Source organism: Streptomyces sp. NBC_00057, assembly GCF_045041165.1.
Taxonomy (GTDB): domain Bacteria; phylum Actinomycetota; class Actinomycetes; order Streptomycetales; family Streptomycetaceae; genus Streptomyces.
Window position 1 is genome coordinate 2,869,732 of sequence record NZ_CP108256.1, and the last position, 26,218, is coordinate 2,895,949.

The window sequence follows — 26,218 nt, forward strand, 5'->3', positions numbered from 1 at the left end:
TGTCAGTGAGGGACTCTGCTTCAGCCGACGCGCTTTCCAAGTACGAGAATTCGGGTGCGCATGGCATTGACCCTCTCTCCGACGCATGCAACGTGTCAAGTGGGTGGGACGGGCGTCTCAACATGTGAGCCACTGAGGAGTGGGGTCGAGCCGCCGGCCATGACCGGCTGGGCGGTGGCACTGCCGGGCACCGGGAACTCGCCGCGGGCCAGGGCGCGGCGCAGTCGGTACTCGTCGAGCGGCCCGGAGAAGGCCATTCCCTGGCCGTGCGTACAGCCCATGGCGCGCAGCGCGAGGACCTGCTCCGGTACGTCGACACCATCGGCCACGGACTGCATGCCGAGGTCGCAGGCGATGCGCAGGAGGCCGCTGGTGATCTTGTGCAGCCGGGCGGATTCCACGACACCCTCGACGAGACCGCGGTCCAGTTTCAGTACGTCGATGGGGAGCCGGCGCAGGGCGTTGATCGCGGCGTATCCACTGCCGAAGCCGTCGAGCGCGATGCGGACGCCGAGCCGGCGCAGCGCGACGAGACGCTGTTCGAGTTCGTCGAAGGAGATCCGGGGGTCGCTGTCGGCGACCTCGATCATCAGGGCGCCGGAGGGCAGGCTGTGCCGGGTGAGCAGCGCCTCGACGGAGCCGAACGGCATCCCCTTGTCGAGGAGCCTGCGGGCGGAGAGCCGTACTGCGACGGAGACCGGATGGCCGGCCCTGGCCCGGTCGGCGGCCTGCTCGACGGCCTCTTCGAGGAGCCAGCGACCGAGTTCGGCAGTGCGGTCGCTGTCCTCGGCGACGCGGAGGAATTCGGCCGGGGTGAACAGGATGCCCTGGGCGGAGCGCCAGCGGGCCTGGGCGGCGACGGCGGCGACGGTGCCGCTGGCGAGATGCACCACGGGCTGGTGGAGCAGGGCGAACTCACCATCGCGCAGAGCGGTGCGCAGCCGGGCAGCCAGCTCGGAGCGGCGTACGACTTCGGCCTGCATCTGCGGGGCGTACAGCTCGACGCGGTTCTTGCCGCCCGCCTTGGCGCGGTACATGGCGAGGTCGGCGTTGCGCATGAGGTCGCTCGGAGAGATGCCGGGCTCGGCGAAGGCGACCCCGATGGACGCTGCGACCCGGACCTCGCCGGTGCCGATGCGGTACGGCTGGGAGAGGGTGAGGCGCAGCCGGTCGGCGATCTCGTGGACCTGGCATTCCCGGGCGGACTGGTCGCGGATGCCGTCGCCGAGGATGATGGCCGCGAATTCGTCACCGCCGAGGCGGGCCGCGGTGTCGCCGGCCCGTACGGATTCATGGAGGCGGTGGGCGGCCTGGATGAGGAGCTCGTCGCCCGCCTGGTGGCCGAGGCGGTCATTGACCGCTTTGAAGCCGTCGAGGTCGATGAAGAGCACGGCGGTGCCGGGGTCGCCGGAGCGGCGGCCGCCGAGGGCCTGGCGCACCCGCTCGGTGAACAGGGCGCGGTTGGGCAGGTCGGTGAGCGGGTCGTGCTCGGCGTTGTGCTGCAACTGGGCCTGCAGCCGCACCCGTTCGGTCACATCACGGCTGTTGAGGATCAGCCCGCCCTGATGGCGGTTGACCGTGGATTCGACATTGAGCCAGTCGCCCGTACCGGATCTGAAACGGCACTCGATCCGGGTGGTGGGCTCTTCCCGCGGAGAAGCGGCGAGGAACCGGCGCACCTCGTGAACCACCCGCCCCAGGTCCTCGGGGTGGATGATCGAGGCCAGCTCGGCACCGACCAGGTCGTCGGCATCACGCCCGTACACCCCCGCGGCGGCGGGGCTGACGTAGCGCAGGACGCCGGTGGGGGCGGCGATCATGATGACATCGCTGGAACCCTGCACCAGGGAGCGGAAGTGGTTCTCCTTCTGTGCCAGCTCCTGGGTGAGGGCGATGTTGTCGACGAGCATGATGCCCTGCCGGACGACCAGGGCGAGCACCACCGTGCAGCCGGTGAAGACCACGACGCGGTCCACCCGGCGGCCCTCGGTGACGGTGTAGAGAATGCCGAGAGTGCAGACGGCGGCGGCGAGATACGGCGTCAGTGCGGCCAGCGATCCCGCGATGGGCCGGCTGGTGGAGCGCGGCGCACCCCGCGGCGGGAAGGCGTTGTCCGTTGCGCTTGTCGCACCCCAGGGCGCGTACGCGAGGAGCAGGGAACCGGCGAACCAGCCCGCGTCCAGCAACTGGCCGGAGTGGTAGGCCTGGCGCAGCAGCGGAGAGGTGAACAGGGCGTCGGACAGAACCGTCAGGGCGAGTGCGGCAACGGCGGTGTTCACCGCGGAGCGGTTGACGTTGGACCGCCGGAAGTGCAGGGCCAGCACCATGGAGACAAGCACGATGTCGAGCAGCGGATAGGCCAGCGCGAGCGCCGCGCGGGCCACGCTCGCGCCCTCGGCATCCACGAGATGCGCAGTATGGGCGAGGGCGAGGCTCCAGGAGAGCGTGAGGAGCGATCCGCCGATCAGCCAGGAGTCCAGCGCGAGACAGAACCATCCGGCCCGGGTGACGGGCCGTTTGGCGAGGACGAGCAGCCCGACGATGGCGGGTGGTGCGAAGCAGAGGTAGAAGACATCGGCGAGGGAGGGGCTGGGCACCGAGCGCCCGAGCACGACCTCGTACCAGCCCCAGACCGCATTGCCCCCGGCGGCCATGAGCGAGGAGAGCGCGAACAGCAGCCAGGCGGGCCGGAACCGGTCGCCACCGGTCCGCGCGTAGAGGAAGCAGGAGACGGCCGCGACCAGCGCGGCGGCGCCGAGGCCGAAATCCCCCATGATGAGCGCCAGTTCCGAAGAACCCCAGCCGAGGGCCGCCCCCACCGCGTAACCACCGCAGACGAGGCCGACCAGGACCCGCAGGACCAGCGCGGATGCGCCGCCGACGGTGGACCGCCGGGAGAGGAACGCCCCGAGGGCGCCGGCCGGCGCGCTCACCGGGGCGCACCCGACGCCCCCGGGTGCGCACGCACCCGGCGCCCGGCTGGGGCCTGTTCCGGGTTTCCCGTCCGCGCCGCGACGCCTGGCACGCACTCCCCCGAGCTCTCGGCTTCGCTCGAGCAGGAGGGACTCCCTTGCCGCGTTGTCCGGCTCGTCCAAGTGCTTCCAGTACGAGGACGACCCTCCGCCCGGCGATCGCACGCACCGGACACCGCGTCGCCCGCCCTGAGGGCGGACAACGGGAAACCCGGAACAGGCCCCAGTCGCCGTCGACTGCCCTGCGGTGCCGGATCGTTCGCCCATCGGCCGTACATCGCCCGTCGCCCCCTCGCGTGTTGCGTCCCTCCCCGGCGCAGTCCCTTCCTCGGCTCAGCGCCCCTTTTCGGGACGATACACCAGACCAGTCACTCAGGGACATAGCTTATCTACTCTCCGTGACGATCAGGGGACTTGTCGGAACGGTCCGCGGTCGCACGGACCCGCAGTGTGGTCAACCGGTGATGCGTACGACGTTCTGCACCGGCTCCCCTGCGGCGAAACGGCTCAGCTGTCCGGCCACCAGACGCTCGGCGCGCGGCAGGAACGCCGAGGTGCTGCCGCCCACATGAGGAGTGATCAGGACGTTCGGAGCATGCCAGAGAGGATGGCCGGCGGGCAGCGGCTCCGGGTCGGTGACATCGAGGGCGGCGCGCAGTCGGCCGGACTCGAGTTCGAGCAGCAGCGACTTGGTGTCGACGACGCCGCCCCGTGCGACGTTCACGAGCAACGCTCCGTCCGGCATCGCGGCGAGGAACTCCGCGCCCACCAGCCCTTGTGTGGACGGGTTCAGCGGAGTGGACAGCACGACGACGTCGGCTTCGGGCAGCAGTGCGGGCAGGTCGTCGAGTGTGTGTACGGGGCCGCGTGCTGTTGTCCGTGCAGAGCGCGCGACGCGCGCCACCCGCGCGCACTCGAAGGGCACGAGCCGGTCCTCGATGGCGGCCCCGATCGATCCGTACCCCACGATCAGCACGGACTTGTCGGCGAGCGCGGGGTAGAGGCCGGCCCGCCACTCCTCCTTGTCCTGACCGTGGACGAACCCGGGGAAGCCGCGCAGGGAGGCGAGGATCAGCGCGAGGGCGAGCTCCGCGGTCGACGCCTCGTGGACCCCCTTGGCATTGCACAGCCGTACCCCGGCCGGCAGCAGACCGAGCCCCGGCTCGACATGGTCGATGCCCGCGGTGAGCGTCTGCACGATCTGGACCCGTGCCATGCCGGCGAGCGGGCGGACCGCGATCTGTGAACCCTTCATGTACGGCACGACGTAGAAGGCGCAGTGGGCCGGGTCGGCCGGGTAGTCCTGCGCGCCGTCCCAGAAGTGGTAGTTGAGACCCTCGGGGAGTCCTTCGATCTCGTCGGCGGGAAAAGGCATCCATACGTCGGGAGTCTTCGTCGAAGTCATGGTCGGGAGGCTAATCCCCGGGAGGCTGCGCGAGGGGCGGCGGCCGGCAGAGGTTACTTTGGGGTGCGGTGTGGTCCCGTGACGGCGGGGCCGAGGTCCTGTCGTCACGGGACCTTAGGGAGGGTTCGGGGAGTTGGAGCGCAGGAGTCTCGGTGCGGCGGCGCTCGCCGTGGGTGCGGTCGGTCTTGGCTGTATGCCGATGAGCTGGGCGTACAGCGCGTCGCAGCAGCGCGGTGACCGTGCGTTGCGTGCCGTGCACGCCGCGCTCGACGCGGGCGTCCAACTGCTCGACACGGCCGACATGTACGGCCCCTTCACCAATGAGCTGCTGGTGGGCCGGGCGCTGAAGGGCCGCAGGTCCGATGCCTTCGTCTCCACCAAGTGCGGGCTGCTGGTGGGCGATCAGCACATCGTCGCCAATGGCCGCCCCGGCTATGTGCGGCGGGCCTGTGACGCCTCGCTGCGGCGGCTGCAAACCGATGTGATCGATCTGTACCAGCTGCACCGGGCCGATCCCGAGGTGCCGGTCGAGGAGACCTGGGGCGCGATGGCGGAGCTGGTGACCGCCGGGAAGGTGCGGGCGCTCGGACTCTGTGCGGTCGGGGCGCGGGCTTCACGCCGGCCGGGTGCCCGAATGTATGACGAAACGATCCGTCAGCTGGAGCGGGTGCAGCAGGTCTTCCCGGTGAGCGCGGTGCAGGCGGAGTTGTCGGTCTGGTCGCCGGAGGCGCTGGAGTCATTGCTTCCGTGGTGCTCGGCGCGGGGTGTGGGGCTGCTTGCGGCGATGCCCCTGGGGAACGGCTATCTGACGGGCACGCTGACCCCGGGACAGGGCTTCGAGCCCGACGATCTGCGGGCCAGGCATCCGCGGTTCACGGCCGAGATGATGGCGGCGAACCAGCCGGTGGTGGTCGGGCTGCGGCGGATCGCGGAGCGGCACGGGGCGACTGCGGCGCAGGTGGCGTTGGCCTGGGTGCTGCGGCAGGGGCCGCATGTGGTGCCGGTGCCGGGGACCAAGCGGGAGCGGTGGGCGGTGGAGAACGCGGGGGCGGCCGGTCTGACGCTGACCGCGCGGGATCTGGTGGAGATCGCCCGGCTGCCCCCGGCGCGGGGGTCGTGGGACTGACCGCCGGCCTCGCAGTCGTGATCAACGATCGGGAAAACTGGCGGGCATGGGGAACCCGGGGCGGGGCTGCGGTGTAAGAACAGTAGTCGGGTGGCCGTCGAAGGGATCGGTGCTGTGCGCGGTGTTCTGTTCGGATCTGTACAAGGCCCTGCGGGTCGTCCGGGGCGGCGTCGAGGCGTGCGTCACGGCACGGTGGCCGTGCTGGCCGCGGGCACGCTGCTGCTGACCGCGGGGTGTTCCTCGGGGGACGGTTCCGGCAGTGCGGCGGGCGTCGGGCACATGCCATCGCTGTCCCGCCCCTCCCCTGCCGCCTCGGGCCCGTCGGCCTCGCCGTCCGCGTCGGTGGCCCTGCCACCGGCGAAGGGCTCGGTGGAGGTGGTCTCCACGCTCACCGAGGGACTCGACTCGCCGTGGGGGCTGGCGGAGCTGCCCGGAGGCGATCTGCTGGTCTCCTCGCGTGACAAGGGCACGATCACCCGGATCGACGGGAAGAGCGGCAAGAAGACCCTGCTGGGCGCCGTGCCCGGGGTGTCGCCCGGCGGGGAGGGAGGGCTGCTGGGGATCGCGGTCTCCCCCACGTACGGTTCGGACCATCTGGTGTACGCGTACTTCACGACCGAGTCCGACAACCGCATCGCGCGCATGCAGTACGACGAGAACGGCACGACGCCCGGCCGGCTGCTGGGTGCACCGGACACGATTCTGCGGGGCATCCCGAAGGGCTCGATCCACAACGGCGGGCGGATCGCCTTCGGCCCGGATCACATGCTGTACGCGGGCACCGGGGAGACGGGGGACACCGGGCTCGCGCAGGACAAGAAGTCGCTGGCCGGCAAGATCCTGCGGATGACCCCGGACGGCCAGCCGCTGCACGGCAATCCGGAGGCCGACTCCGTGGTGTATTCGTACGGGCACCGCAATGTGCAGGGGCTGGCCTGGGACGGGCAGAAGCAGCTGTGGGCGTCCGAATTCGGGCAGGACACCTGGGACGAGCTGAACCGGATCGAGCCGGGTGGGAATTATGGCTGGCCGGAGGTCGAGGGCAAGGCGGGGAAGCCGGGGTTCATCGATCCCGTGGCGCAGTGGAAGACGTCCGAGGCTTCCCCGAGCGGGATCGCCTTCGCCAAGGGTTCGATCTGGATGGCGGGCCTGGGCGGTGAGCGGCTCTGGAGGATTCCGCTGTCCGGCAAGGAATCTCTGGCGGCCCCGCAATCGTTCCTGAAGGGGAAGTACGGGCGTCTGCGCACGGTCCTGGCCGCGGGCGGCAACAAGCTCTGGCTGGTCACGAGCAATACGGACACCCGTGGCACCCCGAAGCCGGGAGACGACAGGATCCTGGTGCTGAAGGTGCGGTAGCGGCTACAGCAGGTGAAAGGGCGTGCGACCGGTGTTCAACTTCTTCGAGGAACTCTTCGCGCCGGGCCGTAAGCATGCCGCAGAGGAGCAGAAGCGTCTGGAGCTGACCCGGGTGGATCTCGGTGTCGGCGACCCGGGGCGCGGGCCGATAGACCTGGCCTCCGGAAAGGTGATCGTCAGGGCGTCCGGTACCGACGGCGGTCCCGGGGCGGACCGTGGCGCGACAGACGCGATGCCGGACCCGGACCAGGCAGCGGACGACCCCGATGAGGCGTCCGGGCCGGATGCCCCGGACGCTCCGGAGGCCGGTCCGGACGCGCGGCCGTAGGCGGGTCGGACGCACGGCCGTAGGCGGGTCGGACGCCTCGGGTATCAGGAGGCGTTCCGGGCCGGGTACAGGCGGAGCCGGTGGGCCAGGGCGGCCGCCTCGCCGCGGCTGGAGACGCCGAGCTTGGCGAGAATGTTGGAGACGTGCACGCTCGCGGTCTTGGGTGAGATGTAGAGCTCCTCGGCGATCCTGCGGTTGGTGTGACCGGCCGCGACGAGACGGTGCACGTCCTGTTCGCGTCGCGTCAGCCCGAAGGACTCCACCGCCGCCGCTGCCGCCTCGCGCAGGTGGTCCTCGGTCTGCTCCCGGTCCGCCGCCTCGTCGGTGGTGCCGTCCTGGGCGGGGACGGTGACGGCGACCGGTATCTCTTGGGCGGTGCCGTGGGCCGGGGACCGGTCGGAGGTGGTGAGGGTGATGCGGGCGCGTCCGGCCAGCAGTTCGATGGTCTCGGTCAACGGGCGCGCGCCGAGCCGCCCGGCGGTACCGTGGGCCTCGCGCAGCAGGGTGGTGGCCGCGGACCGGTCGCCGGCGGCGATGAGAAGGGCCTCGGCCCAGCGGTGGCGGATCTGTGCCAGCTCGTACGGGCGGTGCAGGGGGGCGAATGCGGTGGCGGCGCGGGACCAATGGCCGGGGGTGTCATGACCCTCCGCCCGGGCCAGCTCGCCCTCGACCAGAAGACCGTAGGCGGCCCAGATGGGAATGAGCATCGGCAGCCGCTTCAGGCGGGTCCGGATGCCGGCGAGGATCGCCGGCCGGCCGGGGTCGGCGGCGGGCAGACCGCGGGCGTCGGCCTCGGCAGCGGCGGCGACATGGAGCAGCGGCAGGGCATACCGCTGGGTGCCGGGCGGGAAGCCCTGCTCCGCCAGCGCCTCGAACGCGGCCCGCGCCTCGGGGAGCCGCCCCTGCTGCACGGCGAGGGTCATGGCGTGGCGTACGCGGGTGATGAGGTGCTGGGGCTGCGGGTCGCGGGAGCCGAAGCAGCGTCGGGTCAGGGCGAGTTGAATCTCGGCCTCGGCCAGGTCGCCCTGGGCGAGGGCCAGTTCGGTACGGCGTGAGGCGACGAGCCCTTGCGCCTTGCTGGACTGGGCGGCGCGGGCCGCCGCGTCGGTGGTCGCACGGCTCTCGTCCCAGTGGCCGAGGGAGAAGAGCGAGGTCGCCTGGTTGCAGCGGACCCATGCCTCCATGTCGGCGATGCCGTGGCTGCGGCTGATGTCGATGCCGTGGTCCGCGGCGGCCACGGCCTCCAGGGAGCGGCCCATGGATTCGAGGGTGGAGGGGAGGTTGATACCGGCCCGGCTCATGATGCCGACCAGGTGCAGTTCATCGGCGCGGTCGCGGACTGCGTACATCTCGGCGATGCCCTCGTCGACACTGCCCGCGTCGGCGGTGAGCCAGCCACGGGTGAGCCTGGCGTGCAGTTCGATGTACTCGTCACCGACGAGCCGGGCGTACTCCACGGCCCGGTCGACGGCTTGCAGCGTCTCGGCGCCCGGGCGGTGCAGGGCGCCCCATCCCGCCACGCTCATCAGGACATCGGCATGCACGACGGACGGGGGCAGGCCGCGTACGAGCTCCTGGGCGGTGGCCAGTTCCTGCCATCCGTCGCCACGGGTGAGGTCCTGCATCAGCCGGGAGCGCTGGACCCAGAACCAGGCGGCGCGCAGCGGGTCGTCCTCGCCGTCCAGGATGCGCATGGCCTTCTTGGCGATGGCCAGGGCCCGTTCGCGTTCGCCGCCGAACCGGGCGGCGACGGTGGCCTCGGCCATCAGGTCGAGATAGCGCAGCGGGGTGGTGTCGGGGTCGCAGCCGCAAGCCGGGTAGCTCTCTGCGTAGTCGATGGGGCGCAGGGTGCGGCGCACGTCATCGGGGGCGTCGTCCCACAGCTCCATCGCCCGCTCCAGCAGACGGAGTTGCTCGGAGAACGCGTAGCGGCGGCGGGCCTCGACCGAGGCCTTCAGTACGGCGGGCAGGGCCTTGGCGGCATTGTGTGCGCTGTACCAGTAGCTGGCGAGCCGGGTGGCCCGTTCACCGGCGCGGACGAGGGTGGGATCGATCTCCAGGGCTTCCGCATAGCGCCGGTTGAGTCGGGAGCGCTCGCCGGGCAGCAGGTCGTCGCTGACGGCCTCGCGGACCAGGGCGTGCCGGAAGCGGTAGCCGTTGCCCTCCGGGGTGGTGAGCAGCAGGTTGGCTCCGACGGCCGCCCGCAGCGCCTCGATGAGTTCGTCCTCGGTGAGCCGGGCCACCGCGGCGAGCAGTTCGTACTCGACGGTGGAGCCGCCCTCGGCGACGATCCGGGCGATCTTCTGAGCGTCGTCGGGGAGCGCTTCGACGCGGACGAGCAGGAGGTCGCGCAGCGAGTCGGAGAGTCGGGAGTGGTCACCGCTCTCCAGGCTGCAGGCGAGTTCCTCGACGAAGAAGGCGTTGCCGTCGGAGCGTTCGAAGATCTCGTCCACCAGGGCTGCCTCGGGGGTGGCGGCGAGGATGCCGGTGAGCTGGCGGCGCACCTCGGCGCGGTTGAAGCGGGCGAGTTCGATCCGGAGGACGGTACGGAGCCGGTCCAGTTCGGCGAGGAGGGGGCGCAGGGGGTGGCGGCGGTGGATGTCGTCGGAGCGGTAGGTGCCGATCACGACGAGGCGGCCGCTGCGCACGGTGCGGAAGAGATAGGCGAGGAGATGCCGGGTGGAGGCGTCGGCCCAGTGCAGGTCCTCCAGGACGAGGACGACCGCGCGCTGCGCCGAGATGCGCTCCAGGAGTCTGGCGGTGAGCTCGAAGAGGCGGGCGGTGCTGTGCTCGTCGGTCGCGTCCCGGTCGGCCTCGCCGAGTTCGGGGAGCAGCCGGGCCAGTTCACCCTCCTGCCCGGCGCAGGCGGCAGCCATCTCGTCGGGCAGGGTGCGGCGCAGGACACGCAGGGCGGTGGAGAACGGGGCGTAGGGCAGGCCGTCGGCACCGACCTCGACGCAGCCGCCGACGGCGACGACGGCCTCGCGGCGCACGGCCGCCGCGAGGAACTCCTCGACCAGCCGGGTCTTGCCGACGCCCGCCTCGCCGCCGATGAGCAGCGCCTGCGGCTCGCCGCCGGGGCGGTCGGCCCGGCCGGTGTCCCCTGCGGTGGCGCGGGTGAGCGCATCGACGAGCGAGGCGAATTCACCTGCGCGGCCGACGAACACGGGACTGACGGACCTGGTCTCCACGTCGCCGAGCATCGCACATGGGTCCGACGGCGCGGGCCCCGGAATCGGGTCGTCCGGCATCGCGCAGCCGTCACACGACTACTACGCGGCGTGAACGAACCGGTTCCGGTCCGTACTCACCGGCCCCTCGGCCTCCTTGCGTACGGAATCACGGCCGGCCCTGCGGGAGGCCCGGCGGGCCCGACGGGCCTCCCCGACGAGCCGCTCCTGCTCGGCACGGCGCCGCAGTTCGTTCTCGTGCAGCTTGTGGAGTTCGAGCGTGTACATGTGCTTCTCCCGGAGGACGACGGCCCGTTGGGGCCGGGGGGCGGCAGTGCTTCTGCCGTGCCCCCACTGTCGTCTCCCAGGAGGTGTCGCCGCATCGGGCGAGTTCCGCATCTTCGCGGGGCGGGGGGCCTTAGCCGGGTGCGGACACTGCCGCACACGGGCCGGGGCCGCCCGGGCGGATGCCTTAGACGGCCGTAGGGCGGTACGTACTCACCCGGTGATGCCCACGGTCGGCAGAGTGACGAAGAGGTCGAAGTACATGCCGATGGAGATCACCAAGCCGAGGGCACCGAGCGCGATGCCGGCGGTCGCGACGGCACGCACCCAGCCGGGCTGCGGGTGCGGGGAGGGTGCGCCGAAGGCCGGGCGGACCAGGGCGAAGATGCCGACCAGCAGGGCGAGCAGTGCGAAGAGGCCATTGACCAGCGCGGTGGAGTGCCAGGCGTCGCCGTAGATCTCCGAGATCTGCTGGGCCGCGGTGCCACCGCTCGAGGTCTTGATCTGCCCGATCAGGGTCTCGCGCTCGGCGGCGATCCTGCCGGTCCAGGACCCGCTCAGCGCGACGACACCGAGACCGGCGGCGGCCACGGCCGCGGCGGCCGATCCGAGGCCGGACGACTCCTTGCCGGAGTCGTCGGAGTCGGGGTCCGTGAAGTCGGAGTCCTCGGAATCGGAGTCCTTGAGGCCGGCATCCGAATCGAGGTCCTGATCGGGGTCCGGGGCGGAGCCCGCCCCGGCGTCGTCGGCCACCGCGAGCTCTCCCTCGGCTTCGGCCGCCCCCTTGTCGAGGCTGTACGCCGCGTCCTTGGCAGTGTTCTCCTCGGCCGCGGTCTCCTCGGCGTCGAGAACAGCGGGAGCGGCGGGGCCCGTGGGGGTGGTGGGGTTCTTGGGAGTTCCGGGATTCATGTCCCGCACGCTAGGCGGGACAGATGAGAACCCTCTTAACGCCCGTCGTCGGCCGGTCCCCCCCTGCCCGTGGCCTCAGGCCTTCTGCGCCCGCCACTCCCGGGCCAGTACGGACCAGATCTCCGAGTCGTGCCGCTCGCCGCGGTACAGGTAGTTCTCGCGCAGCACCCCGTCGCGTGTCATACCGAGCCGCTTGGCAACGGCGATGCTTCGGGTGTTCGCGGCAGACGCGTCCCACTCCACACGGTGCATGCCGCGCTCGTACACCGCCCAGTCGATCAGCTTCCGTGCCGCCCGGGTGACCAGGCCATGCCCCTCCCCCGCTCGCTCCAGCCAGCAGCCGACCTCGCAGTTCCCGGATTCCGTGTCGAAGATCCGGAACAGGACACCGCCGACGAGCGTGCCGTCCAGCCAGATGCCGTAGAGCCGCCCCGTGTCGGCCGCCTGCTTCTCCGCGTACCGCCGGAGCAGGGCGCGCGCCGAGTCCAGGTCGGTGGCGAACGAGGCGAAGGGGATCCAGGGGTCGACGGTCTCGCGGGCCCGGTCCATATGGGCGAGGAACTCCGCCGCCTGCCAGATCTCCAGCGGACGCAGTTCCGCTCCGTCGTCGCCCAGGGATATCGCGAACATCATGCTCCTTCTCGAACCGCTTCCACCGCTTGTACTGAATGCGCAGCTTCCACCGGTTCCACCGGTTGCGCTGCCTGTGGGATTTTCCCATGCGGCGCGCGGCACTCGGGAGGCTCGATGCTGATCCGCGGCAGCCGCCGGTCCAGCCGGCGCGGCAGCCACCAGTTCGCTCCGCCCAGCAGATGCATCAGGGCGGGGACCAGCAGCGTACGGAGAACGAAGGCATCGAGGGCGACCGCCGCGGCGAGCGCGATTCCGAACATGGCGATGACCCGGTCCCCGCTGAGGACGAAGGCGAGGAAGACCGAAATCATGATCACGGCCGCGGAGTTGATCACGCGGCCGGTCTCGGCGAGGCCGACCCGCACCGCCCGCCGGTTGTCACCGGTCTCCAGCCACTCCTCGTACATCCGCCCGACCAGAAACACCTGGTAGTCCATGGAGAGCCCGAAGAGCACGGACACCATGATGACCGGCAGGAACGGTTCGATGGGCCCCGAGCTGCCCAGCCCCAGCAGCTCGCTCCCCCACCCCCACTGGAAGATCGCGACTACGACTCCGACCGAGGAGGCGACGGCGGCCACATTCATCGCGGCGGCCTTCAGCGGAATGGCGATCGACCGGAAGGCCAGCAGCAGGAGCAGACAGCCGAGCCCTATGACGACGCCGATGAAGAGCGGGAGCTTGCCGATGATGATCCGGGCGAAGTCGTCGTAGCTGGCCGTGACCCCGCCCACATAGGCCCGGAGCGAGGTGTTCGCCTCGGCCCGCGGGAGGACGTCCGTACGCAGCCGGTCGACGAGTGCGCTGGTCTCCTGCGACTGCGGTGACGACTTCGGTACGACGGTGACGAAGGCCGCACTGCCGCTGTTGTTGTACGTGACCGGGCCGACCGAGGCCACGCCGTCGGTGGCCCGCAGAGCGGCCGGCAGGCCATCCATCGCCAGCCGGTCGTCCGCGCCGTCGAGCTGTGCGGCGATCGTCAGCGGGCCGTTGACGCCGGGCCCGAATCCGTCGGCCAGCAGGTCGTACGCCTGCCGGGTGGTCGACGAGGAGGCGTTGTTGCCCTGGTCGGAGGTGCCCAGATGCAGGGAGAACGTGGGCAGCGCGAGGACCAGCATCACCACGGTGGCGAACGCCGCGAGCGGCTTGGGGTGGCGTTCGACGAACGCGGACCAGCGGGCGGCGAAGCCGGTGGGCAGTTCGGGCTGCGGCCCGCGCTCGGCGAGCCTTCTGCGCTCTCGCCGGCTCAGCGCCCGCATGCCGATGAAGGACAGCAGGGCGGGCAGCAGGGTCACGGAGGCGGCCACGGTCAGGACGACGGTGAGCGAGGCGGCGATCGCCACACCGTTGAGGAACCCGAGTCGCAGGATCAGCATGCCGAGCAGCGCTGTACAGACGGTGGCTCCGGCGAAGACGACGGCCCGCCCGGTCGTCGCGACGGCGTTCTGCGCCGCCTCGGCGACGGTCATGCCTCTGCGCAGTCCTCCGCGATGCCGGGTGACGATGAACAGCGCGTAGTCGATGCCGACGCCGAGCCCTATCAGCATGCCCAGCATGGGGGCGAAGTCGGCAACGGTCATCACATGGCCCAGCAGCACGATGCCCGCGTACGCCGTGCCGACGGAGACGAGAGCGGTGGCGATGGGCAGCATGCTGGCGGCGAGCGAGCCGAAGGCGAGGAACAGGACCACCGCTGCGACGACGACCCCGATGGCCTCGCTGAAGTGGACGGACGGCGCTTCGGTGAGGGCGACGGCCGAGCCGCCCAGTTCCACCTGGAGGTGGTCGCCGGCGGCAGCCTTCGCTGTGTCGACGACCGCCTGGGCCTGCTGCACCGGAATGTCGTCGGACTGCCGGTCGAAGGTGATCGTGGCGTAGGCGGTGCGTCCGTCCTCGCTGATCTGCCCGGCGCCGGACGCCCCGTACGGCCCGGTGACGGCGCCGACACCGGGCAGTTCCTCGACCGCGTGCAGGGTCCGGGTCATCGTCTGCCGGACATCTGCGGCTCGCACGGTGGAGTCGGTGGTGTGCCAGACGATGGTGTCCGTGTCACCGCCGAGGTCCGTGAAGCCGCTCTTGAGGAGCTCGGCGGCCCGGCCGGACTCCGTACCGGGCGCCTCGTAGTCGTTGGAGTAGGCAGAACCCGCGAAGCCCGCCGCGGTGGCTGCGCCGCCGAGGGCGAAGAGCCAGATGAGAACGGCGATGAGGCGGTGCCTGATGCACCAGCGGGCAATGGCGGCCAACGGACATGCTCCCTGAGGGTTCGTGGATCTTTACCGGGACAAAACATGAATTACCCGCAAAGAACACATGACCTGAGAACCGCCACTCTTGCAGCCGATGGTGATCCTTTGTCCCTTTCGTGGCCTTACTCACAATGACCGCGGGAATTACCGCGGCTCCGGAGCCACAACGACTTCCGGCCACCTCACCCGGCCAGTCGCTCCTCCGCCTCCAGTTCTCCTCGAACTGCTCCTCGATCTCCGCGATGCCCTTCGCCACGATGTCCGCCAGATGGACGGGGCAGGTCAGCACCTCGCTCCCGAAGCCCTGGCCGGAGTCCGGGCCTGGGGCGGGGCATGCGTCCGGAACGTAGAGGTGCGCGATGCGGGCCATGCGGTCGGAGGTGCGCTCATGGCCGGGTGCATGGCCGTTCGCGTGGGCGCATGCGCCACCGGGCAGGGTGGCGGCAGCGGTACGGAGGATACCGAGGATCTCGCGGGCGATTCCGTACGACAGCTCCAGGGAATCGGCCGCCGTGCCCATCAGGAGCAGCAGAACGGTCCGGTCGAGCGCGGGTCCGCCGGGGCCGAGCTGCTCGTACCGCCGGGCCGGCCCAGAGCGCCGCCTCCTCGGAGGCTGTCTCGTCCTTGAACGGGACATGCCGCCGGCTCAGCGGTTCGATGCACCAGACCGAAGGTCAGCAGGACCGTCTGCTCGCCGCCCGGTTCGGCGGCGAGCAGGCGGGCGCATTCCAGGACGGCGGGGTCCGCCTCCTCGGGGGCGGCGCCCGCCATGACTCCGGCCCATTTCTCGATCAGCTCAGTCATGATCAAGGAAACGCCGGCCGCGGCGCGGCGGTTCCGGTGGGCGCCGAACTCCCGTACGCAATAACGGGTCTGCCAGGCGGCCCGTCAGCCGGAGACGCTCGCCCGGCCGTTCTCGATGTGCCCCATCAGCCGACGCCGGAAGGCATCGTCCCCGTCGACGGTGACGGCCAGGTCGTACCAGCCGTGTGCGTCGGCCGCCGAGTGCACGACCGTACGGCTGCGTCCCGGCTTGACCTTGACGGTCCTGGTCCAGTCCCGCAGGTCCGCCTCGTCGACGTACCCCAGCGGCCGTACGGTGAAGGTGAGCGTCGTCCGCCCCGTGTTGCGCAGCGTGAGATGCAGATCCCGCTCATGCGCGTCGACCCGCGAGGCGACCTCGGCCCCGGCCGAGACGCCGTCCTTCGCGGGCCCGGCGAACTCGCGCCGGAAGCCGTTCGGCCCCGTCACCGTGAACCGGTACGCCGCACCGGTAAGGGGCACCGTCCATTGCGCCGTGCCCCTTACATCCCGGTGCTGCGGTACGGGGAACTCCCCCGCGTACGGATACAGCGCGAAGTGCACGGACGAGCGCCCCGTGTTGCTGAGGGCCACCTGCACCGCCCCGTCCACCAGCTTCGCCTGGGCGTCCGGCTGGTACGGCAGCGCGCGGGCCGGGCGGGCCCCGGGCTCCGGTACGGGCATGTGCTGCACGAGCGGCGGCTTCGGCGCCCAGCGTCCGCTGAACGGCGGGATGGCGCCGGGCTGCTCCACCTCGGGCCTGCGCCGCGCGTGCTTGAAGTCGAACGCCGAGGTCAGATCGCCGGTGACGGTGCGCCGCCAGTCGCTGATATTCGGTTCCTTCACGCCGGTCCAGCGCTCCAGGAAGCGGATCACGGAGGTGTGGTCGAAGACCTCGGAGCAGACGTAGCCGCCCACGGTCCACGGCGACACGACGAGCAGCGGCACCCGAATCCCGAGACCGGTGGGCTTGCCCTCCCACTGCTCCTCGGTCACCTCGGGCGGCGCGACCGGCGGCGGCACGTGGTCGAAGAAGCCGTCGTTCTCGTCGTAGTTGATGAGGACGGCGGTGTGCCGCCACACATCGGGGTGCTTGCCCAGCGCGTCCAGGACCTTGTAGACGATCGTCGCGCTGTGGATCGGCGAGGAGACGCTCGGGTGCTCTGAGTCGACGGCCGACGGCACCAGATAGGAGACCTCGGGCAGCGTGCCCGCCGCCACGTCCTTGGCGAACTCATCGGCCAGCGTTCCGGTCTCCACCCGGCGCAACGCACGCTCGAAGAGGCTGCGTTCGGTCTTGTCCAGGGTGGCGACACCCTCTTCGAGCAGACCGAACAGCCGCTCCCGCTCCGTGGCGTCCGCATCCCGTACCGCCGAGTAGAACGACTCCATGTACGTATGGCCGCCGGTCTTGGCCAACGCCTTGCGGGCGATCGCCTTGAAGGTGGCGAAGAACTCGATCTGGTTGTCGGTGAAGTTCTCCCACTCGGTGTACGTACGCCAGCTGCGCCCGGCCTTCTCCAGCCGCTCCGCGTACGTGCCCCAGTCGTACCCGGGGTGCGTGCCCTCGTTGTACGCGTCGTTCCCGACGGCCCGCTTGCCGTTCGCCTCGTTGCCCGTCTTCCCGCTCCACAGATGGTTGCGGTTGGGGCTGGTCGAGGTGTGGATGGAGGAGTGGTAGGCGTCGCAGACCGTGAAGGTGTCGGCCAGTTCGTAGTGCAGCGGGATGTCGCGACGGTCGTAGTACGCCATGGTGGCGGCCGTCTTCGCGGTCACCCAGCCGTTCATCCAGCCCCCGGCCCACGCCTTCCCGCCACCGCTCCAGGAGTGGTCGAGCGCGCCGATGTACTGGAGGTCCTTCCTCTGCGTCTCGGCGGCGTCCCTGACCGGGAACGGCAGCACGGAGGTGCCCAGCGGAGCGGGCTGCTCGAAGACCGGCTTGCCGGAGGGCAGTTCGACGGCGTTGCGGTCGCCGAAGCCGCGCACTCCCCGGAGCATCCCGAAGTAGTGGTCGAAGGAACGGTTCTCCTGCATCAGGATCACCACATGCTTGATGGCTCCGAGCCCGTCACCGCCACCGGACCCCGCCGAATGTGCCGGCTGCGCGGCGATCGCGGCCTGCAGCGACGGCGGAAGCAGCGACCCCGCAGCTGCGACGCCGAGTGCACCGCCGCCGAGCGCGAAGAGCCGTCGCCGTGAAATGTCCGTGGTCAAGTGAGCCTCCCGAGTCCTGTGGTACAGCCGGGAAACTAATCAAGCCAGGTGGCGCCAGGAAGGATTTCGTACGGCTCGGTGGTGAACGTCCAACAGGTCGGCCGGGAAAGTCCAACCGCGCCCCGCACCTGGTCACACCCCCGATCAGCTGCAGCGCACCCCACAGCGCGACCGTCGACACGGCCGGCGTCGCCGATGAAGGGGCGGCGCACCCGGCTCACGGGTGCACCGCCCCTTCAGGGACGTACGGACCGCCCACGCAGGGGACGGATCAGCCCTCGACGCCGAGCTTCTCCAGGATCAGCTCGCGCACGCGGGCCGCGTCCGCCTGGCCGCGGGTGGCCTTCATGACCGCGCCGACGAGCGCGCCCGCCGCCGCGACCTTGCCGCCGCGGATCTTGTCCGCGATGGCCGCGTTGGCGGCGATCGCCTCGTCCACGGCCGTGCCCAGCGCGCCCTCGTCGGAGACGACCTTCAGGCCGCGCTTCTCGACGACGGTGTCCGGGTCGCCCTCGCCCGCGAGGACGCCCTCGATGACCTGGCGGGCCAGCTTGTCGTTGAGGTCGCCCGAGGTGACGAGCTCGGCCACCCTGGCGACCTGCACCGGGGTGATCGGCAGCTCGTCGAGGCCGCGGCCGGTCTCGTTGGCGTTACGGGCCAGCTCGCCCATCCACCACTTGCGGGCCTGGTCCGAGGGTGCGCCCGCGTCGGTCGTGGCGACGATCAGGTCGACCGCACCGGCGTTGAGGATGGACTGCATGTCGTGCTCGGAGACACCCCACTCCTCCTTCAGCCGCTTGCGGCGCAGCCGCGGCAGCTCGGGGAGGCCGCCCCGGAGCTCCTCGACCCACTCGCGGGCCGGGGCGACCGGCACCAGGTCGGGCTCGGGGAAGTAGCGGTAGTCCTCGGCGTTGTCCTTGATGCGGCCGGCCGTGGTCGAGCCGTCCTCCTCGTGGAAGTGCCGGGTCTCCTGCACGATCGTGCCGCCCGAGCTCAGCACCGCGGCGTGGCGCTGGATCTCGAAGCGGGCGGCGCGCTCGACGGAACGCAGCGAGTTCACGTTCTTCGTCTCGGAGCGTGTACCGAACGTCTCGGTGCCGTTGGGGCGCAGCGACAGGTTGACGTCGCAGCGCATCTGGCCCATCTCCATCCGGGCCTCCGAGACACCGAGCGCCTTGATGAGCTCGCGGAGCTCGGCGACGTACGCCTTGGCGACCTCGGGGGCGCGTGCGCCCGCGCCCTCGATCGGCTTGGTGACGATCTCGATGAGCGGGATGCCCGCACGGTTGTAGTCGAGCAGGGAGTGGGACGCGCCCTGGATACGGCCGGTGGCACCGCCGACGTGGGTCGACTTGCCGGTGTCCTCCTCCATGTGGGCACGCTCGATCTGCACCCGGAAGATCTCCCCGTCCTCCAGTTGGACGTCCAGATAGCCGTTGTAGGCGATCGGCTCGTCGTACTGGGAGGTCTGGAAGTTCTTCGGCATGTCCGGATAGAAGTAGTTCTTCCGGGCGAAGCGGCACCACTCGGCGATCTCGCAGTTCAGCGCGAGGCCGATCTTGATGGCGGACTCGACGCCGATCTCGTTGACGACCGGCAGTGCGCCGGGCAGGCCGAGACAGACCGGGCAGGTCTGGGAGTTGGCGTCCTGCTTGAGCTCGGTCGAGCAGCCGCAGAACATCTTGGTCTTGGTGCCGAGCTCGACATGGACCTCCAGGCCCATGACGGGGTCGTAGGACGCGAGCGCGTCCTCGTACGACACCAGGTCAGTGACAGTCACGGTGAAACTTCCCTCTCAGCCCAGCAGTACGTCGTCATCGCCGATGCGCTTGAGTTCGCGCAGCAGCAGGGCGACACCAGTGGCGATGGCGGCGGCGGAGACAACGGCGTCGATCAGTCGGAGCGTGTCGTGTTCGAAGCGGGCCTTCTTGGCCTGCTTGATGACGCCGAGCGCCCCGAAAGCGGTGGTGCCGATGGACAGGTACGTACCGGTCTTGGACTTCTTGAAGCCCTTGGCCTTGGTCAGTGCGCTCACAGCGACGGAGCCTCCTCCAGCAGCGGGTGGCCCCACTTTTCCACGAAGGCGGCCTCGACGGCGGCTCCGACCTTGTACAGCCGGTCGTCCTTCATGGCGGGGGCGATGATCTGCAGTCCGACCGGCAGGCCGTCCTCCGGAGCCAGGCCGCAGGGCAGCGACATGGCGGAGTTGCCGGCGAGGTTGGTCGGAATGGTGCACAGGTCCGCGAGATACATCGCCATCGGGTCGTCGGCGCGCTCGCCGATCGAGAAGGCGGTGGTGGGCGTCGTCGGGGAAACGATCACGTCGACCTGCTCGAAGGCCTTCTCGAAGTCCTGGGTGATGAGGGTGCGGACCTTCTGTGCCGAGCCGTAGTACGCGTCGTAGTAGCCGGAGCTGAGGGCGTACGTACCGAGGATGACGCGGCGCTTGACCTCGTCGCCGAAGCCGGCCTCACGGGTGAGCGCGGTGACGTCCTCGGCGGACCTCGAGCCGTCGTCGCCGACCCGCAGGCCGTAACGCATGGCGTCGAAGCGGGCCAGGTTGGAGGAGCACTCGGACGGCGCGATCAGGTAGTACGCCGACAGCGCCAGGTCGAACGACGGGCAGTCCAGCTCGACGATCGTGGCACCGAGCGACTTCAGCAGCTCGACCGACTCGTTGAAGCGCTGGACGACACCGGCCTGGTAGCCCTCACCGGCGAACTGCTTGACGACACCGACGCGCATGCCGTCGACGCTGCCGTTGCGCGCAGCCTCGACGACCGGCGGGACCGGGGCGTCGATGGACGTCGAGTCGAGCGGGTCGTGCCCGGCGATCACCTCGTGCAGCAGGGCCGCGTCCAGGACGGTCCGGGCACAGGGCCCGCCCTGGTCCAGGGAGCTGGAGAACGCCACCATGCCGTAGCGGGAGACGCCGCCGTAGGTGGGCTTGACACCGACGGTGCCGGTGACGGCTGCGGGCTGGCGGATGGATCCGCCGGTGTCCGTGCCGATGGCGAGCGGGGCCTCGTACGACGCGAGCGCGGCCGAGGAGCCACCGCCGGAGCCGCCCGGGATACGGGTGAGGTCCCACGGGTTGCCGGTCGGGCCGTAGGCGCTGTTCTCGGTGGAGGACCCCATGGCGAACTCGTCCATGTTGGTCTTGCCGAGGATGACGACGTCGGCGGCCTTCAGCTTCTTGGTGAGGGTCGCGTCGTACGGCGGGATCCAGCCTTCGAGGATCTTGGAGCCGACAGTGGTCGGCATGCCCTCGGTGGTGAAGATGTCCTTCAGCGCGAGCGGAACACCGGCCAGCGGGCCGAGCTTCTCACCGGCCGCCTTCTTCGCGTCGACGGCACGGGCCTGCGCGAGCGCGCCCTCGCGGTCGATGTGCAGGAAGGCGTGGACCTTCTCGTCGACCGCGTCGATCCGGGCCAGGTGGGCCTCGGTGACCTCGACGGCCGTGAGCTCGCCGGACGCGATCTTCGCGGCGATCTCGGCGGCGGTGAGCTTGATGATGGTGCTGTTGTCCGTCATGGCTTTTAGTCCTCCCCCAGGATCTGCGGCACCTTGAAACGCTGCTGCTCCTGGGCCGGGGCGCCGGAGAGCGCCTGCTCGGGGGTGAGCGACGGACGGACCTCGTCCGCGCGCATGACGTTGGTCAGCGGCAGCGGGTGGGAGGTCGGCGGTACGTCTTGGTCGGCGACCTCGGAGACGCGGGCGACCGCGCCGATGATGTCGTCGAGCTGACCGGCGAAGTGATCGAGCTCTTCGCCCTTCAGCTCCAGACGCGCCAGCCGGGCGAGGTGGGCGACCTCCTCGCGCGTGATGCCAGGCATGCAGCGATCCTCAGGGGTTGGTGTGTGGTTTTGGCCCAATCCTATGGTGTCGCCCGCAGCCACTCCCGCCACCCGGGCGAACACCCTGGTCAGGCGACAGATTCAAGTCCGTCCGGCGAGCCCGGTTCGAGCCCGTCCGGCAAGGGGGGCAGAGCGGCCACCGGACTCCGCCGGCGCCCGCACACCGCACCCCCCGCGCTCATGTCGTCGCGGGCCTCGACTCGACCGCCCGCCCGGGCGGCCGCTGCTCCAGCTCGGGCGTCGCACCGGCGGCGGCGGCCGCGGCCGCCGCCGCAGCCGCCAGCTCCGCCGGCCGCCGCCACCCGTGCTCACCCCGCGCCCGCAGCCAGGCCGTCGTCTCCTGCGGCGGCATCGCAGCGGCGACCAGCCACCCCTGCACCGCATCGCAGCGCAGATCCCGCAGCCGCTCCCAGGTTTCGTCGTCCTCGACCCCTTCGGCGACCACCAGCAGACCGAGCGAGTGGGCCAGGTCGATGGTGCAGCGGACGATCTCCGCGTCCTCGTTGTCGACGGCCAGACGGGCCACGAACGACCGGTCGATCTTCAGCTCGCTGACCGGCAGTCGGCGCAGATGGACCAGCGAGGAGTACCCCGTACCGAAGTCGTCGAGGGACATCTTCACGCCGTGCCCGGTGAGTCCGGCGAGGGTGTCGGCGGCGCGCTGCGGGTCCTCCAGCAGCACGTGTTCCGTTATTTCAAGCTGCAGCGCCCCGGCCGGAACGCCGTGCCGGGCGAGCCGTGCCGCGACGCCGCCCGCGAATCCGGGGGTGTGGACGTCGCGCGGGGAGACGTTGACCGCGACCGGGACGAAGAGCCCCTGCGCCCGCCACCGGGCGACCTGGGCCAGCGCCGTCTCCAGGACGTACTCCGTGAGGTGCGGCATCAGGCCGGACGACTCGGCGATGGCGATGAACTCGTCCGGAGGGACCCGGCCGCGCTCCGGATGCACCCAGCGCACCAGAGCTTCGAGGCCGGCCACCTGGCCGTCGAAGCGGACCTTCGGCTGGTAGTGGAGCTCCACCTCTCCGGCGTCCAGCGCACGCCGGAGATCGCCGAGGAGCCCGAGCCGGTCCGGGGTGTTGCTGTCCCGCTTCGATTCGTACACCTCGACGCCCGTACGGTCGCGCTTGGCCTGGTACATCGCCACGTCCGCACGCCTGAGCAGCCCTTCGGCGTCCAGCGCGTGGTCCGGATAGACGGCGACTCCGGCACTCGCCTCCAGCACCAGGGTCAGACCGTCCAGGTCCAGTGGGGAGGACAGATCGGCGACCAGATGGCGGGCGACCCGCTGGGCGCTGGTGGTGGAGTCCGCGGTCGGCAGGAGCACGGCGAATTCGTCACCGCCCAGCCGCGCGGCCTCCGCTCCTCGCGGGAGCGCCAGTCTGAGACGTTCCGCTATCTGCAGCAGCAGCCGGTCCCCCGCCAGATGACCGAGGGTGTCGTTGACCGCACGGAAACGGTCGAGGTCGATCAGGACGAGAGCGGATCTGGCGCCGGTGGACTCGGCATCCTCCAGCGCCGCCCAGGTGCGTTCCAGCAGCCACTGCCGGTTGGGCAGCCCGGTCAGCGGGTCGCGCAGTTGCTCCTCGGCCCGGGCGCGGGCGATCCAGAGGGTGGAGTCCAGGGCGATCAGCGGGACCGCGAAGAGCGGCAGGAGTACGGGCATGGCCATCGAGACGACGCAGATCAGCGGTGCGATGCCGAGCAGGGCCACCGCGACGAGGCCCTGGCGCAGCAGGGCGGTGCGGGCGATGGTCGGCAGCCCGCCGCCCTGGGGTGCCCGCGCATACCACAGCAGGACCCGGGTCACCAGAAGGTAGGTGGAGGCGGCCAGGAGGACTTCCGGAACGGCGGCGATGCCCCAGTCGAGTGGCTGCCAGGGCGATTCGACGGTCTGCACCTCACCGAACGCGGCGAGCACCAGGGCTGCCGCACCTATCCCCAGGATGTCCACCGCGCCGTGCAGCAGCCCTTGCCACCAGCGGTGTCTGCGGGCCACGCCGACGAGGACGACGACGACCAGGCTGACCAGACCGGCGGGCACCCAGCCGTAGAGGAGCAGCACGGCAAGGGTGAGGGCGGCTCCGGAACCGGTGCCGCCCCACCAGCGGTCGTGTCCGAGCGCGACCAGATGACCGACGATGATTCCGGTGAGGACGGCGAGGGACCAGCCGGCCCTGCCGTCGGGGAAGAGTGCGTGTCCTTCACTCACGGTCCGGTAGAAACCGGTCGCGAGCTGGACAACGGCGATCGCCACGACGACGGCACCCACTTTGGGCGTGAGGCCGACGAAACCTTGCAGCCGCGACACCGGTGCGGCGCTCTCGGTCGGTTTCATTCCGTCCCTCTCACAGCCGGCGGTGCCGATGTCGCCCGATGGTTCAGCTCCATGCCACCACGACCCGATTTCCCACTCCGTGGCCGGGCACGGCAGGTGCACATCTCAACAGTAGGCCGCAGAAGGCTTCTACGGGCAGCGCTCTACAGCTCTTGCCCGAATGCGAACCGACCGTCCGTCAGCATCTGCTATGCGCCGATCGGGTGAACCCGGCCCCCCGACGACAACCCTTGTCCCTGTCCGTCCGTCTACACCCTTTCTGCCCACCCGTTCACCACTCATCCGCCGATCGACCCCGTTTCGGGGCCGCCCGACGGAGTTCTGCCCCGTTGCGCCGGATATGCGACGGAGATCCGTCCTATTCCGCCGGTTCCTGGACGGGTACGGCCGCCTCGCGCGCGGCATCCGGACCCTGTTCGAGCAGTACGGCGAAGCCGTCCTCGTCCAGCACGGGCACCTTCAGCTGCATCGCCTTGTCGTACTTCGAACCGGGGTTGTCACCCACGACCACGAACGAGGTCTTCTTCGAGACGGAACCCGTGACCTTCGCCCCCCTGCGCTGGAGCGCCTCTTTCGCGCCATCCCTGGTGTGTCCGGCCAGCGTGCCGGTGACGACGACGGTGAGTCCTTCGAGCGGGCGCGGCCCGACCTCCTCCCCCGCTCCCTCGTCCTCCATCCGGACCCCGGCCTCCCGCCACTTGCGCAGGATCTCCCGGTGCCAGTCCTCGGCGAACCACTGCTTCACCGAAGCGGCGATGACGGGACCGACCCCGTCCGCGTCGGCCAGCTCCTGTTCGGTCGCCTCGTCGATCCGGTCGATGGAGCGGAACTGACGGGCCAGTTCCTCGGCCGCGACCGGGCCCACATGACGGATGGAGAGCCCGGTGAGAATCCGGGCGAGCGGGGCGTTCTTGGCCGCGGCGATGGCGTCGAGCATGGCGAGGGCGTTCTTCTTCGGCTCGCCCTGCTGGTTCGCGAAGACCCAGGCGGTCTTCTCCTCGCCGGTCTTCGGATCGCGCTTGGGCAGTCCGCTGTCCTGGTCCAGGACATAGGCCCGGATCGGCAGGAGCTGCTCGACGGTCAGCCCGAAGAGATCGCCCTCGTCGCGCAACGGCGGCTCCTCGGGCTCCAGCGGCTTGGTCAGGGCCGCGGCCGCGACATAGCCGAAGTGGTCGATGTCGAGGCACTTACGGCCCGCGAGATAGGCGAGGCGCTCCCGCAACTGCGCGGGGCAGGACCGCGCGTTGGGACAGCGGACGTCGATGTCGGCCTCCTTCATGGGCCGCAGCTCCGTACCGCACTCGGGGCAGTGCGTCGGCATCACGAACGCCTCCTCGGTGCCGTCACGCAGATCGACGACCGGGCCGAGGATCTCCGGGATCACATCGCCCGCCTTGCGGAGCACCACCGTGTCCCCGATGAGGACGCCCTTCGCCTTCACCACGTTCTGGTTGTGGAGGGTGGCGAACTCGACCTCGGAGCCCGCCACCTCGACCGGCTCGACCTGGGCGTACGGGGTGACCCGGCCGGTGCGTCCGACGCCGACCCGGATGTTCACCAGCTTGGTGTTGACCTCCTCCGGCGGGTACTTCCAGGCGATCGCCCAGCGCGGGGCGCGCGAGGTGGAGCCGAGCCGGCCCTGGAGCGGGATCTCGTCGAGCTTGACGACGACGCCGTCGATCTCGTGCTCCACGGAGTGCCGGTTCTCGCCGAAGTACGCGATGAACTCCCGTACCCCGTCGAGGGAATCCACCACCTTGTTGTGCTTGGCGGTGGGCAGACCCCATTCGTGCAGCAGCTCATAGGTGTGCGAGAGGCAGTCGATGTCGAGGCCCTCACGGGCGCCGATGCCGTGCACCACCATGTGCAGCGGGCGGGTGGCGGTGACCTTCGGGTCCTTCTGGCGCAGTGAACCCGCCGCCGCGTTGCGCGGGTTGGCGAACGGTTTGTCGTCGGCCTCGACGAGCCGGGCGTTGAGCTCCTCGAAGGCTTCCATCGGGAAGAAGACCTCGCCGCGGATCTCGACCAGCGCCGGAATCCGCTCACCCCTCAGCCGGTGCGGGATCTCGGCGATCGTACGGACGTTGGGGGTGATGTCCTCGCCGGTGCGGCCGTCGCCGCGGGTCGCGGCCCGGGTCAGCCGCCCGTGCTCATAGGTGAGGTTGACCGCGAGTCCGTCGACCTTCAGCTCGCACAGGAAGTGGTAGTCGGTGGTGCCGACGTCCTTGGCGATCCGCTCGCCCCAGGCCGCCAACTCCAGGTCGTCGAAGGCGTTGTCCAGCGAGAGCATCCGCTCGCGGTGCTCGACGGAGGTGAATTCCGTCCGGTACGGCCCCGCGACCTTCTGTGTCGGCGAATCCGGCGTGCGCAGCTGCGGATACGTCTCCTCCAGGGCCTCCAGCGCGCGCATCAGCCGGTCGAACTCGGCATCGCTCACGACCGGCTGGTCGTTCACGTAGTACCGGAAGCGGTGCTCCTCGATCTGCTCGGCAAGGAGTGCATGCTGCTCCCGAGCCTGTGCGGGCACTGACATCTGCTGTTCGCCGGCCATCGTCTCGTCCTCCCGTTACCCGTTGCC

18 protein-coding genes are annotated in these 26,218 nt (G+C 70.4%); 3 read left to right on the top strand and 15 right to left on the bottom strand.

All coding sequences use genetic code 11. The annotated features are described in order from the left end of the window. Nucleotides 1-95: 95 nt before the first annotated feature. Nucleotides 96-2,933 carry a putative bifunctional diguanylate cyclase/phosphodiesterase gene (locus OG953_RS13255; protein ID WP_405684340.1) on the bottom strand — a complete coding sequence of 946 codons (2,838 nt, stop codon included), beginning with the start codon at nt 2,931-2,933 and terminating at the stop codon, nt 96-98. A 493-nt stretch (nt 2,934-3,426) separates the two neighbouring features. Beyond that, a complete protein-coding gene (locus tag OG953_RS13260; protein WP_405684341.1) occupies nt 3,427-4,377 on the bottom strand; it encodes a 2-hydroxyacid dehydrogenase in 951 nt (316 codons plus the stop codon). A gap of 133 nt (nt 4,378-4,510) precedes the next feature. Between OG953_RS13260 and OG953_RS13265 the strand changes: the two genes are divergently transcribed. From OG953_RS13265 to OG953_RS13275, 3 genes are all read left to right on the top strand, one after another. Then, on the top strand, nt 4,511-5,503 hold the full coding sequence (locus OG953_RS13265; RefSeq protein WP_405684342.1) for an aldo/keto reductase: 993 nt from the start codon (nt 4,511-4,513) through the stop codon (nt 5,501-5,503). A 192-nt stretch (nt 5,504-5,695) separates the two neighbouring features. Beyond that, a complete protein-coding gene (locus OG953_RS13270) occupies nt 5,696-6,859 on the top strand; it encodes a PQQ-dependent sugar dehydrogenase (protein ID WP_405691801.1) in 1,164 nt (387 codons plus the stop codon). 22 nt (nt 6,860-6,881) lie between these two features. Then, nucleotides 6,882-7,187 carry a DUF6191 domain-containing protein gene (locus tag OG953_RS13275; RefSeq protein WP_405684343.1) on the top strand — a complete coding sequence of 102 codons (306 nt, stop codon included), beginning with the start codon at nt 6,882-6,884 and terminating at the stop codon, nt 7,185-7,187. A 44-nt stretch (nt 7,188-7,231) separates the two neighbouring features. On the opposite strand, the gene OG953_RS13280 is transcribed toward OG953_RS13275, so the two are convergent. The 13 genes from OG953_RS13280 to ligA all read right to left on the bottom strand — a co-directional run bounded on the left by OG953_RS13280 (nt 7,232) and on the right by ligA (nt 26,191). Continuing rightward, on the bottom strand, nt 7,232-10,390 hold the full coding sequence (locus OG953_RS13280; RefSeq protein ID WP_405684344.1) for an AAA family ATPase: 3,159 nt from the start codon (nt 10,388-10,390) through the stop codon (nt 7,232-7,234). A 69-nt stretch (nt 10,391-10,459) separates the two neighbouring features. Next, the gene (locus tag OG953_RS13285) at nt 10,460-10,645 is read right to left on the bottom strand and encodes a hypothetical protein (protein WP_405684345.1); all 186 of its coding nucleotides are present in this window, start codon (nt 10,643-10,645) and stop codon (nt 10,460-10,462) included. Between the two features lie 210 nt (nt 10,646-10,855). Further along, entirely contained in the window at nt 10,856-11,551 is a 696-nt protein-coding gene (locus OG953_RS13290; RefSeq protein WP_405684346.1) for a hypothetical protein, read from the bottom strand. Nucleotides 11,552-11,626: 75 nt separating this feature from the next. After that, entirely contained in the window at nt 11,627-12,181 is a 555-nt protein-coding gene (locus tag OG953_RS13295) for a GNAT family N-acetyltransferase (RefSeq protein ID WP_405691803.1), read from the bottom strand. Further along, complete coding sequence (locus OG953_RS13300) at nt 12,181-14,427, bottom strand: MMPL family transporter (protein WP_405684348.1); 2,247 nt, start codon at nt 14,425-14,427, stop codon at nt 12,181-12,183. The genes OG953_RS13295 and OG953_RS13300 overlap by 1 nt, the downstream gene beginning before the upstream one ends. A 522-nt stretch (nt 14,428-14,949) precedes the next feature. Further along, on the bottom strand, nt 14,950-15,234 hold the full coding sequence (locus OG953_RS13305) for a hypothetical protein (RefSeq protein ID WP_405684350.1): 285 nt from the start codon (nt 15,232-15,234) through the stop codon (nt 14,950-14,952). 84 nt (nt 15,235-15,318) lie between these two features. After that, nucleotides 15,319-17,445 (bottom strand): phosphocholine-specific phospholipase C, encoded by a 2,127-nt coding sequence (locus OG953_RS13310; protein WP_405684352.1) that lies wholly within the window; start codon nt 17,443-17,445, stop codon nt 15,319-15,321. Nucleotides 17,446-17,716: 271 nt separating this feature from the next. Beyond that, on the bottom strand, nt 17,717-19,225 hold the full coding sequence (gene gatB / locus OG953_RS13315; RefSeq protein ID WP_383070920.1) for an Asp-tRNA(Asn)/Glu-tRNA(Gln) amidotransferase subunit GatB: 1,509 nt from the start codon (nt 19,223-19,225) through the stop codon (nt 17,717-17,719). Between the two features lie 15 nt (nt 19,226-19,240). Beyond that, nucleotides 19,241-19,480 (bottom strand): hypothetical protein, encoded by a 240-nt coding sequence (locus OG953_RS13320; protein ID WP_266357685.1) that lies wholly within the window; start codon nt 19,478-19,480, stop codon nt 19,241-19,243. Further along, on the bottom strand, nt 19,477-20,979 hold the full coding sequence (gene gatA / locus OG953_RS13325; protein ID WP_405684353.1) for an Asp-tRNA(Asn)/Glu-tRNA(Gln) amidotransferase subunit GatA: 1,503 nt from the start codon (nt 20,977-20,979) through the stop codon (nt 19,477-19,479). The genes OG953_RS13320 and gatA overlap by 4 nt, the downstream gene beginning before the upstream one ends. A 5-nt stretch (nt 20,980-20,984) precedes the next feature. Further along, nucleotides 20,985-21,281 carry an Asp-tRNA(Asn)/Glu-tRNA(Gln) amidotransferase subunit GatC gene (gene gatC, locus OG953_RS13330; RefSeq protein ID WP_015036350.1) on the bottom strand — a complete coding sequence of 99 codons (297 nt, stop codon included), beginning with the start codon at nt 21,279-21,281 and terminating at the stop codon, nt 20,985-20,987. Between the two features lie 199 nt (nt 21,282-21,480). Then, complete coding sequence (locus OG953_RS13335) at nt 21,481-23,640, bottom strand: putative bifunctional diguanylate cyclase/phosphodiesterase (RefSeq protein WP_405684354.1); 2,160 nt, start codon at nt 23,638-23,640, stop codon at nt 21,481-21,483. 358 nt (nt 23,641-23,998) lie between these two features. After that, nucleotides 23,999-26,191, bottom strand: coding sequence for an NAD-dependent DNA ligase LigA (gene ligA, locus OG953_RS13340; RefSeq protein ID WP_405684355.1), 2,193 nt, complete (start codon nt 26,189-26,191; stop codon nt 23,999-24,001). Nucleotides 26,192-26,218 lie beyond the last annotated feature (27 nt).

Excerpts from the sequence above, each read along its gene's own strand:
- OG953_RS13260 (WP_405684341.1), bottom strand. The coding sequence starts at position 4,377 with ATGACTTCGACGAAGACTCCCGACGTATGGATGCCTTTTCCCGCCGAC.
- OG953_RS13280 (WP_405684344.1), bottom strand. The coding sequence starts at position 10,390 with ATGCTCGGCGACGTGGAGACCAGGTCCGTCAGTCCCGTGTTCGTCGGC.
- OG953_RS13285 (WP_405684345.1), bottom strand. The coding sequence starts at position 10,645 with ATGTACACGCTCGAACTCCACAAGCTGCACGAGAACGAACTGCGGCGC.
- OG953_RS13290 (WP_405684346.1), bottom strand. The coding sequence starts at position 11,551 with ATGAATCCCGGAACTCCCAAGAACCCCACCACCCCCACGGGCCCCGCC.
- OG953_RS13295 (WP_405691803.1), bottom strand. The coding sequence starts at position 12,181 with ATGTTCGCGATATCCCTGGGCGACGACGGAGCGGAACTGCGTCCGCTG.
- OG953_RS13305 (WP_405684350.1), bottom strand. The coding sequence starts at position 15,234 with ATGACTGAGCTGATCGAGAAATGGGCCGGAGTCATGGCGGGCGCCGCC.
- gatA (WP_405684353.1), bottom strand. The coding sequence starts at position 20,979 with ATGACGGACAACAGCACCATCATCAAGCTCACCGCCGCCGAGATCGCC.
- gatC (WP_015036350.1), bottom strand. The coding sequence starts at position 21,281 with ATGCCTGGCATCACGCGCGAGGAGGTCGCCCACCTCGCCCGGCTGGCG.
- OG953_RS13335 (WP_405684354.1), bottom strand. The coding sequence starts at position 23,640 with ATGAAACCGACCGAGAGCGCCGCACCGGTGTCGCGGCTGCAAGGTTTC.
- ligA (WP_405684355.1), bottom strand. The coding sequence starts at position 26,191 with ATGGCCGGCGAACAGCAGATGTCAGTGCCCGCACAGGCTCGGGAGCAG.